Below are 10,132 nucleotides of genomic sequence, written 5' to 3'. Positions count from 1 at the left end.
TTTTATGAGCCGCAAGCACGCCTTCCAGTTCCTCGACCTGCCCCGGCAGATGCCGCAACGCATTCCGGTGGAACTGCGCACCTCCGGCGACTGGAACGAGCTGTACGGCAAGTTCGACAAGGCCGATGCGCAGTACCAGGCCGGGCGCTGCCTGGATTGCGGCAACCCGTACTGCAGCTGGAAGTGCCCGGTGCACAACGCCATCCCGCAGTGGCTGCAGCTGGTGCAGGAAAACCGCATCGAAGAAGCCGCGGCGCTGTGCCACAGCACCAACCCGCTGCCGGAAGTGTGCGGCCGGGTGTGCCCGCAGGACCGCCTGTGCGAAGGCAGCTGCACGCTGGAGGAATTCGGCGCGGTCACCATCGGCGCGGTGGAGAAGTACATCGTCGATACCGCGCTCAACAACGGCTGGCGCCCGGACCTGAGCCAGGTCGAGCCCACCGGCAAGCGCGTGGCGGTGGTCGGTGCCGGTCCGGCCGGGCTGAGCTGCGCCGACCGCCTGGCCCGCGCCGGCATCCAGGCGGTGGTATACGACCGCTACGAGCAGATCGGTGGGCTGCTGCAGTTCGGCATCCCCAGCTTCAAGCTGGACAAGAGCGTGATCGGCAAGCGCCGCGAAGTGCTCGAAGGCATGGGCGTGCAGTTCCGCCTGGGCGTGGAGATCGGCCGCGACGTGAGCATGGAGCAATTGCTTGGCGAATACGACGCGGTGTTCCTGGGCACCGGCGCCTACCGCTACACCGACGGCGGCCTGCCCGGCCAGGACCTGCCCGGCGTGCTGCCGGCGCTGCCGTTCCTGGTGCAGAACAGCCGCATCGTCGGCGGCAACGATCCCTGGGGCCGGCCGATCGCCGGCTGGGAAGACAAGATCGCGCTGCCCGACCTGAGCGGCAAGCGCGTGGTCGTGCTGGGCGGCGGCGACACCGGCATGGACTGCGTGCGCAGCGCGATCCGCCTCGGTGCGGCCAAGGTCACCTGCGCCTACCGCCGCGACGAGGCCAACATGCCCGGCTCGGCGCGCGAGGTGGCGAATGCGCGCGAGGAAGGCGTGCGCTTCCTGTTCAACCGCCAGCCGCTGGCGGTGGAAGCCGATGCCGCCGGCAACCTGGTCGGCGTGCGCGTGGTGCAGACCCGTCTGGGCGAGCCGGATGCGCGCGGGCGCCAGGCCGCGGTGCCGGTGGAAGGCAGCGAATCGCTGCTGGACGCGGACGTGGTCATCATCGCCTTCGGCTTCTCGCCGAGCGTGCCGGAGTGGCTGGCGGCGCAGGGCGTGGAAGGCACCGCCAACGGCCGCATCCTCGCCGGCGGCGGTGAGTCCGACGGCAGCGGCCGCCTGCCGTACCAGACCACCAACCCCAAGCTGTTCGCCGGCGGCGACGCCGTGCGCGGCGCCGACCTGGTGGTGACCGCCGTGGCCGAAGGCCGCGATGCCGCGGCCAGCATCGCCGAATGGATCGGCAACCGCCTGCCGGTGACCACCCAGGCAGCCGCCTGAGCCCCCTGCCCGGGCTTCGATAGGAGTCGGGCGCTCGGGGACGGCGGCGCCGGCAAACCTTGCAGGATCGGCGGAAGCGGCCGAAGGCGACATCCTCGATCCCGCACCGCCAGCACGCGCCGGGAACAGGCTGCGCGCAGGGTCGCTGGTCGTGACGAACACCCCCGCTCTGCGATCGCTGCACGCCTGAGCAGGCGGGCATCGCGACCGCGGTCACGCCGCCACTGCCAGTTACACCACGCGCGCGCTGTGATGCCGCCTGGCGTCCGCGCACGGCCTGTCTGTTCCAGGTGAATGCCCGGCTAACACGGGTGCGTCCAGGCTGGCGATCATGGGGGCGATCCTTGCACGCTTGGGCCTGCCGTCCCGCACTCCCCCGAGCGGGCGGCGCTCCCCCTTCACTCCAGGAAGCTCCCCCATGTCGCTTTCCTCGTCGTGTTCCCCGCGCTGGCGTTCCCTGCCGCTGGCGCTGCTGCTCGCCACTGTCGCCTGCAACGCTGCCGCCGAAGGCCGCAGCGTGCTCAAGTATGCCGGCGTCAACCTGTCCGGCGCCGAGTTCAACTCCGGCAAGAAGCCCGGCGTGCTCTACAAGGACTACACCTACCCGACCGCCAGCGACTACAGCTACTTCGCCAGCAAGGGCATGAACACCATCCGCCTGCCGTTCCTGTGGGAACGCCTGCAGCCCACCGCCAAGGGCGAGTTCGACCCGGCGCAATTGGCGCTGTTGAAGAAGGCGGTGGAGCAGGCCAAGGCCAACCGCATGTACCTGATCCTGGATCCGCACAACTACGCCAAGTACAACGGCGCGCTGGTCGGCAGCGCGGGCGCCGACGACGACGTGTTCGCCGACCTGTGGCGGCGCCTGGCCAAGGAGTTCAAGGGCGACGACAACGTCATCTTCGGGCTGATGAACGAGCCCAACGCGGTGTCCTCGACCGACTGGGCCAGCGCAGCGCAGGCGGCGATCGACGCCATCCGCAAGGCCGGCGCCAACAACCTGATCCTGGTGCCGGGCACCGCCTACACCGGCGCGCACAGCTGGCGCAGCACCGCCTACGGCACGCCCAACGCGGTGGCGCTGCAGCCGCTGAAGGATCCGCGCAACCGCATGGCGTTCGAAGCGCACCAGTACCTGGACCGCGACAACAGCGGAACCAAGGGCGAGTGCGTCAGCGCCACCGCCGGCGCCGAGAAGCTGGCCGGATTCGTCAGCTGGTTGCGCGAGAACAAGAAGGTCGGCTTCATCGGCGAGTTCGCCACTGCGAATACGCCCACCTGCAATGAGGCGCTGGAGAACATGCTCAGCTACATGCAGAAGAACGACGACGTGATCCTGGGCTGGACCTGGTGGGCGGCCGGCGCATGGTGGAAGCCCGACTATCCGTTCAACTTGCAGCCCGGCAAGGACGGCAGCGAGAAGCCGCAGATGCCGATCCTGTCCAAGTACGCCCGTCAGATCACCGGCAAGAAGTGAGCCGCCGTTGTCGGCGCCGCGCGCCGGCAACGCCTCGTCCATCACCGCACGACGCGTGCAGCGTCCGCGACACGCACGCCTGGCACAGCGCATGCAGCGCGATCCAGTACCGGTTCGCGCTGCCAATCGCGGCACAGATCCACGCATGCGTACCTGCGACGCATCGCCTCTCCCTCGGCAATGCACTACGGTGTCCGCACACCGTTGTCATCAGCCCGGCCTGCCAGCGCATCGGCCGGGTTCCCCCTCTGATGCCGAAGGAGACCCGCCATGATCGCGCGCACCTTGCGGCGGCGGTCGCGGCACGCCTGGCGTGCCGCGCTGCTGCTGTGCCTATCCGTTCCGCTGCCGTCGCTGCAGGCGCAGGAGGCGCTGCGTTTCGCCGGCGTCAACCTGTCCGGCGCCGAGATCGCGCCGTCGAAGATCCCCGGCGTGGTCGGTGCCGACTACACCTATCCGCGCAGCAGCGACTACACCTATTTCGCCGGCAAGGGCATGAACCTGCTGCGCCTGCCGGTGCGCTGGGAACGCCTGCAGCCGCAGCCGCGCGGTCCGCTCGATGCCGCGCAACTGGCGCTGATCGACGACGCCGTGCAGCAGGCCAAGGCGCAGGGCATGTACGTGATCGTGGACATCCACAACTACGCGCGCTACGGCGGCCGCCTCATCGGCAGCACTGATCTGCCGGTCGCCGCTTTCGTCGACCTGTGGCAGCGTCTGGCGCGCGCCTACGGCAGCGACAATGCGGTCGTGTTCGGGCTGATGAACGAGCCGCACGGCATCACCCCGGCCGCGTGGGCCACCGCCGCGCAGGCCGCGGTCGATGCGATTCGCGCCACCGGCGCCAGCAACCTGATCCTGGTGCCGGGCGCGCTGTGGACCGGCGCGCATAGCTGGTACACGCCGGTGGACGGCACATCGAACGCCAGCGCGCTGGCCACGCTGCACGACCCGCTGCAGCGCGTGGCGATCGAAGTGCACCAGTACCTGGACGCCGATTCCAGCGGCACCAGCCCGGTCTGCGTGAGCGACGACATCGGCGTCCAACGCCTGCGCGCCTTCACCGACTGGCTGCAGCAGACCGGCCATCTCGGCTTTCTCGGCGAATTCGCTGCCGCCGACAATCCCACCTGCCCGCGCGCGCTGGACGGCATGCTGGCCGACATCGCGCAGCACCCGACGCTGTGGCTGGGCTGGAGCTACTGGGCCGGCGGCGCCTGGTGGCGCGCCGACTATCCGTTCAACGTGCAGCCCGACGCCGACGGCCACGACCGTCCGCAGATGGCGATCCTCGCGCCCTGGGCGCAGCGCATCACACGCTGAGCGCGGCGCAGCCGAAAGGCAATGCACGTGCGCGGCGCCATGCGGAACAATGCTGAGGCGTGCGCCGACAAATAGGCTCCTCTCGTCACGTCGGGACGTGTCCTGCGAGCGGCGCGCGTGCCGTTTCGCGGGCTCAGCGACAGCGGGCCTTGCCTGGGCACGTACCGTCGCGGCTTGAGCCACTCCTACAGAGCAACGTGCATCCGCCGGGTTGTACGTAAGCAGGTGATTCGAGGTGCCCGCATGGCGTGCGACGTGCAATGCGTCGCATATTTCCGATGACCACAATCGCTCTGGCATGGCGGTTGCAGCGTGGTGCACGGCCGCGCACGCCGCATCGCGGCGGCGCCTGCCGCTCTTTCCCCACGAAGGATCCGTCATGCCACGCAGTTCCCGTTTTTTCCGCTCCCCGCAATGGTGGCAGCGCGCCGCGCTGTGCCTGCTCCTGGCCGCCTGCGCGCCGTTCGCAAACGCCCAGCAGACGCTGCGCTATGCCGGCATCAACCTGGCCGGTGCCGAGTTCAACTCGGCGAAGAAGCCCGGCGTGCTGTTCAAGGACTATGTGTATCCCACCGACGCCGACTATGCGTACACCGCGACGCAGGGCATGAACATCGTGCGCCTGCCGTTCCTGTGGGAGCGGCTGCAGCCGCAAGCCAACGGCCCGCTCGACCCCGCGCAACTCGACGCGCTGCGCACCGCGGTCGAACGCGCCAGGCGCTACAACCTGCAACTGATCCTGGACGTGCACAACTACGCCAAGTACGGCGGCGTGCGCATCGGCGGCGACGCGGTACCGGCGGCGGCGCTGGCCGATCTGTGGCGGCGCCTGGCGCTGGTGTTCGGCAACGACGCCAGCGTGGCATTCGGGCTGATGAACGAGCCCAATGGCCTCGCCTCCGGCGATTGGGCGGCCATCGCGCAGGCGTCGATCGATGCGATCCGTGGCACCGGCGCCGACAACCTGATCCTGGTGCCCGGCACCGCCTTCAGCGGCGCGCACAGCTGGAACAGTACCTGGTACGGCGTGTCCAACGCGCAGGGCTTGCTGACGGTCCACGACCCCGCCGGCAACCTGGCGTTCGAAGTACATCAGTACCTGGATCCCGACTCCTCCGGCACCAGCGCCGCCTGCGTCAGCACCAGCATCGGTGCAGAACGCCTGCAAGGGTTCACCCAATGGCTGCGCGCCAATGGCTATCGCGGCTTCCTCGGCGAGTTCGGCGGCAGCAGCGATCCCACCTGCCTGGCCGCGCTCGACACCATGCTCGGCTACGTCCACGACAACGGCGACGTCTGGCTGGGCTGGACGGCCTGGGCCGGCGGCGCGTGGTGGCGCAGCGACTACGCGTTCAACCTGCAGCCGGACAAGAGCGGCGCCGACAAGCCGCAGATGGACGTGCTGGCGGTGCGCGCGCAGCAGGTCACGCAGTGACAGCGGCAGGGCCGGCACCCGCAGCAGCGGCGCGGCGATCGCACAGCGATTGAGTCGACACCGCGATCGGGCGCAGACTGTCGCACCTCTTCCGCAGGATCGACGCATGCGCCTGGGCCTGGCCGCCAACCGACTGCACCACCAGGGCAAGGATGCCGCGCTGTTCCGCTGGCTGCGCGCCAGCGAGGCCGGCATCCGCGAACTGCAGCTCGGCCTGCACGCGGTCGGCCGCACCCACGAGGCGATCATCCGGGCCGGTCTGCTGGCCGGCCATGCCGGCCTCAAGCGCTACCCGTTCGGCCGCGAGGGCGGGCTGATGAAGCTGGTGGCGGAAGTCGTCGGACTGGAAGGCGCCGAACGGACCCTCGACGGCGCCATCTACCTGATCGATCCGGTCGACCCGTCCTCGATCTTCCCCGAGGCAATCGCACTCAAGCGCCAGTGCGTGATCCACGGCAAGCCGTTCATTTCCACCGTGGCCAGCGCCCGCGATTGGGTGGAGATGGAGCGCGTCCACGCCGGGCTGGCCGCCGACGCCGGCGCCGACGACCTGTATGCGCTGCAGCGGCAGACCCTGGCGCTGATCGCGCACGATGCGATGAAACCGCAGATGCTGGCCTTCGCCAGCGAACATTTCGATCTGCTGTCGCGTTTCGCCGAGCGCGTGGCCACCGGCACCACCGGGCAGCGACTCAACGAACTGGCCTGGAGCCGCGGCTGGCCGCAGGGCCATGACTGGGTGCACCGCTACCAGAGCGGCCCGATGGGCGGCGACGCGCAGATCGCCGATCGCGTGCTGGAACGGCGCTGCCACCGCGCGATCTTCTTCGAGGATCCGCATGTCGCGCGCCAGCACGAAGCCGACATCCAATTGCTGGAACGCGCGGTCACCACGGTCACCGACAGCGCCGTGTGCATCACCTCGCCGGCGATTGCCGCACGCTGGGCGCAGGCCGCCGAACGCCGGCTCGGATCGGCCTGAGGTTTTCGACGCGCGCGATCGCGTCGCGCGCGGACCGCCGACAGGACACGCCGCGACGTCGCGTCGTGGTGCGTGACCATGCGCACAGTCACTGCGATGTCACGCCGATCGCCAACACTGCCGCGCCTGTCCAGATCCCAGGGGGGATCCCATGTTGCGTTTCACCCTGCGCCTGCTGCTGCTCGGCGCGGCGACGCTATGCGCGCTGCCGACCGCGGCGGCGCAACCGGCCGAGCGCCTGCGCGTGCACGGCTCCAACAGCCTCGGCGCACGGCTGATGCCGGCGCTGGTGGAATCCTGGCTGCAGAGCATGGGCTACCGGCAACTGCAACGTCGTCGCGTCGATGCGACGACGCTGGAGATCGCCGCGGTGCGCGACGATGCGCCGCTGGTGGTCGAGATCGCCGGCACCGGCTCGGCCGCCGGCATCGCCGACCTGGTGCATGGCGACGCCGAGCTGGCGATGCTGGCGCGTCAGCCCGATGCGCGCGAACGCGAGGCCGCCTGGCAGCTCGGCGACCTGGCCTCGCCCGACCAGCAGTTCGTCGTGGCCCTGGACGGCGCACGGGTCCTGGTGTCCGCCGACAACCCCATCGCCACGCTGAGCGTCGTGCAGCTGCGCGACATCCTGAGCGGCCGGACCACGCGCTGGTCGCAACTCGGCGGCGCGGACCTGCCGATCGCGCTGCACCGCAGTGCCATCCCCGGCGGTCTCGACGACTTCCTGCGCGAACGCCTGGCGCTGCCGGCGCTGCGCACGCCGGGGAACGTCCTGCATGCCGACCTGGCCGAGGCGGCACGCGCCATCGTCGGCCATCCCGACGCCTTGGCGATCGTCGGGTTGACCACGCCGGTGCCGGCCGGCACACGTGCGCTGGCCATCGCCGACGGCGGTATCGCGGTGCTCCCGACGGCGGCTGCCGTACGCGGCGAGGACTACCCCTTGGTCCAGCGCTACAGCCTGTATGGCGGCCAGATGATGTCGGCGCTCGGTCGCAGCCTGGCCCTGTACGCACTCGGTCCGCAGGCGCAACAGCTGGTGCGCCGGCTTGGCCCGATTTCCATGGCGATCGACGTCGATCCGGCCACGCCGCAGAGCGGCACCACCGCTGCCCGCGCGGACGCTAGCTACGTGCAGGCCAGCACCGGCGCCCGGCGCCTGACCACCACGCTGCGTTTCAGCCTGCAGTCGCTCAATGGTATGTACGAGGCGCGCAGCGCCCAGGACCTGGACCGGCTGGTCGCCTTCATGCAACAGCCGGCGATGCACGGTCGTGCGCTGGCGGTGATCGGCTTCGCCACGCCGGACAGCGCCAACCGCCTGTACCCGACCATCGCCAGCAACGACCGCGCCGACGTGGTCGCCGCGTACCTGGTGCAACGCGGCGTCGCGGTGGAGCGCGTCCGCGGTCTCGGCGCACTGCGTCCGCTGATCGGCGGCGAAGACGCCGCGGCCAAGGCGCGCAACGAGCGCGTCGAACTGTGGTTGCTGGATCGGGCGCGATAGGACAGTCGGAGTGTGGTTGCGGCCGGTTGGACACGGCGTCGCTCGGCCGCTCGTCCCCTTCGGAACCTTTCCCCCGAAGAGCAGGCCGTGGCCCAGAGAGGAGAAGGGAACACCAAAGCCCCTCTCCCGCCGGGAGAGGGGTTGAGGTGAGGGTACGGAGCGCGAAGCGCCCTCACCGGCGGAAGGTGGGTCGTTAGCGCGTTGTCAGGCATTTGCAGCCGCGCGCGCGTGACGCCGCGCTGGCGCCGATACAACCAGTCGCCATTCGCGCACCGGCGAGTGCATGCTGGCGACCGTGCTCCCGGACTCGGGCCATCCGGCGTTCACCGCATCGCGCCTACAGTCGCCCGACACCCTCGCCAGCGCTTCCGGAGATCGCCATGCCTCGTCCATCGCACGCCCTTCTCGGCGTGGTGCTTGCCGGACTCGCGCTCACGCACAGCGCGTCCGCCGGCGCGGTGCAGCGGCTGTGGCCGACCGCAGCACAATGGCAACAGTTGCACGCGGCGGCCGCCACCGACCCGGCCTGGCGCGAGGTCGAGGCGGCGCAGGCCCGGCTGGCCGAGACGGCACGCATGCAGGGCGCGCATCCGCTCGAAAATCTGAGCACCGGCGGCCGCCTGCATGGCGATCCGGTGAAGACAGCGACCGAAGCCAGCTTGGGCGACATGCCGCGCATCCAAGCGTTGGCGCTGCGCTTCGCCCTGCAGGGCGAGCGCGCAGACGCGCTGGCCGTCGGCGATCAACTTGCGCAATGGGCCGCACGCAATGTGCCCAACGGCAACCCGATCGACGAAACCGGACTCGAACCTGCGATCTTCGCTTATCGCATCGTCCGCCCTGCGCTTCCGGACGCGCAGCGCCGCGCCATCGATGCGTGGATGCGAAAGATCGCCGACGCCGAAATCGGCTCGCGCGATCTCAAACGCAAGACCGCCACCAACAACTGGCATAGTCACCGCCTGAAGACCGTGGGCATGATCGGCGCCGCGCTCGACGACGCCCGGCTGCTGGACTACGCCCGCACCGGCTTTCGCCAGCAGATCGCCGACAACCTGTTGCCCGATGGACGCAGTATCGATTTCGTCGAGCGCGATGCGCTGTCCTACCACGTCTATGACCTGCGTCCGCTGGTGACGCTGGCACTGCTGTTCTCCGAGCGCGGTGAGGATCTGTACCACTGGCGCGCGCCTAACGGCGCATCGCTGGCGCGCAGCGTCGACTGGCTGCTGCCGTATCTTCGCGGCGAGCGCAGCCATGCCGAGTTCGTGGGCAGCCAGGTGCCGTTCGACAAGGCGCGCTCGGACAACGGCGAAGCCGGTCACGTGATCGGCACGCCGTATGCAGCCGAGGGGGCGGAATCGCTGCTGGTGCTTGCGGCGGCCTACGATCCGAGTTGCGCGCAACTGGCACAGCAACTCGGCCACGGGACGCCACCCTGGCGCCTGGCAATCAGCACATTGCCCGATTTACCGCGCTAGCTCCCGTCGACTCCGCCGGCATCGGAATGCCGGTGCTCAGCCACGGCATCACGGAGTGTCCGCGACGCGACAGGTCTCGACGCGAGCCATCGCACATCTCATCGCGCGGCACAGCGGCGCGGGAGATGGTCGCGGGCTTGGCCTCATCCGCCCCTTCGGGGCACCTCTCCCGGAGAAGGGGCCGTTCCCGACGGGAGAAGGGAGAACCGAGCCCCTCTCCCGCCGGGAGAGGGGTTGGGGTGAGGGCCCGGCGCGCGCAGCGCCTGCGTGACATGTCGTCGCGCGGTTTCACCCGTCCCCGATCGCCTGCTCGCGTCGCGTTGTTTTTTCGCACGCGCAATAAAAAATCCCCGTTCTTGTGGGACGGGGATTTGGGGTAAAGCCCCTGGCGATGACCTACTCTCGCATGGCTTGAGCCACACTACCATCGGC

At 69.7% G+C, this 10,132-nt stretch carries 7 protein-coding genes; all 7 read left to right on the top strand.

Features of this window, described 5'->3' with window-relative positions:
• Nucleotides 1-4: 4 nt before the first annotated feature.
• The 7 genes from PIQ37_RS08595 to PIQ37_RS08565 all read left to right on the top strand — a co-directional run bounded on the left by PIQ37_RS08595 (nt 5) and on the right by PIQ37_RS08565 (nt 9,700).
• Nucleotides 5-1,495 carry an FAD-dependent oxidoreductase gene (locus PIQ37_RS08595; protein ID WP_342073151.1) on the top strand — a complete coding sequence of 497 codons (1,491 nt, stop codon included), beginning with the start codon at nt 5-7 and terminating at the stop codon, nt 1,493-1,495.
• 418 nt (nt 1,496-1,913) lie between these two features.
• Nucleotides 1,914-2,972, top strand: a complete 1,059-nt coding sequence (locus PIQ37_RS08590; protein ID WP_342073150.1) for a glycoside hydrolase family 5 protein — start codon at nt 1,914-1,916, stop codon at nt 2,970-2,972.
• A gap of 270 nt (nt 2,973-3,242) precedes the next feature.
• Nucleotides 3,243-4,295: a glycoside hydrolase family 5 protein gene (locus PIQ37_RS08585; protein WP_342073149.1), complete on the top strand. Its 1,053-nt coding sequence runs from the start codon at nt 3,243-3,245 to the stop codon at nt 4,293-4,295.
• A 379-nt stretch (nt 4,296-4,674) separates the two neighbouring features.
• Nucleotides 4,675-5,730, top strand: a complete 1,056-nt coding sequence (locus PIQ37_RS08580; RefSeq protein ID WP_342073148.1) for a glycoside hydrolase family 5 protein — start codon at nt 4,675-4,677, stop codon at nt 5,728-5,730.
• Between the two features lie 106 nt (nt 5,731-5,836).
• Complete coding sequence (locus tag PIQ37_RS08575; protein ID WP_342073147.1) at nt 5,837-6,712, top strand: methylglyoxal synthase; 876 nt, start codon at nt 5,837-5,839, stop codon at nt 6,710-6,712.
• 151 nt (nt 6,713-6,863) lie between these two features.
• Nucleotides 6,864-8,219, top strand: a complete 1,356-nt coding sequence (locus PIQ37_RS08570) for a substrate-binding domain-containing protein (protein WP_342073146.1) — start codon at nt 6,864-6,866, stop codon at nt 8,217-8,219.
• A 380-nt stretch (nt 8,220-8,599) separates the two neighbouring features.
• Nucleotides 8,600-9,700, top strand: coding sequence for an alginate lyase family protein (locus PIQ37_RS08565; protein ID WP_342073145.1), 1,101 nt, complete (start codon nt 8,600-8,602; stop codon nt 9,698-9,700).
• Nucleotides 9,701-10,132: the final 432 nt, after the last annotated feature.

Origin of the sequence: Xanthomonas protegens (assembly GCF_038442435.1) — a bacterium.
In the GTDB taxonomy this organism is placed as follows: Bacteria; Pseudomonadota; Gammaproteobacteria; order Xanthomonadales; family Xanthomonadaceae; genus Xanthomonas_A; species Xanthomonas_A sontii.
Note: the sequence above shows the minus strand (reverse complement) of the source record. Positions and strands in the feature narration are given on the sequence as shown.

Excerpts from the sequence above, each read along its gene's own strand:
- PIQ37_RS08575 (WP_342073147.1), top strand. The coding sequence starts at position 5,837 with ATGCGCCTGGGCCTGGCCGCCAACCGACTGCACCACCAGGGCAAGGAT.
- PIQ37_RS08585 (WP_342073149.1), top strand. The coding sequence starts at position 3,243 with ATGATCGCGCGCACCTTGCGGCGGCGGTCGCGGCACGCCTGGCGTGCC.
- PIQ37_RS08565 (WP_342073145.1), top strand. The coding sequence starts at position 8,600 with ATGCCTCGTCCATCGCACGCCCTTCTCGGCGTGGTGCTTGCCGGACTC.
- PIQ37_RS08570 (WP_342073146.1), top strand. The coding sequence starts at position 6,864 with ATGTTGCGTTTCACCCTGCGCCTGCTGCTGCTCGGCGCGGCGACGCTA.
- PIQ37_RS08595 (WP_342073151.1), top strand. The coding sequence starts at position 5 with ATGAGCCGCAAGCACGCCTTCCAGTTCCTCGACCTGCCCCGGCAGATG.
- PIQ37_RS08580 (WP_342073148.1), top strand. The coding sequence starts at position 4,675 with ATGCCACGCAGTTCCCGTTTTTTCCGCTCCCCGCAATGGTGGCAGCGC.
- PIQ37_RS08590 (WP_342073150.1), top strand. The coding sequence starts at position 1,914 with ATGTCGCTTTCCTCGTCGTGTTCCCCGCGCTGGCGTTCCCTGCCGCTG.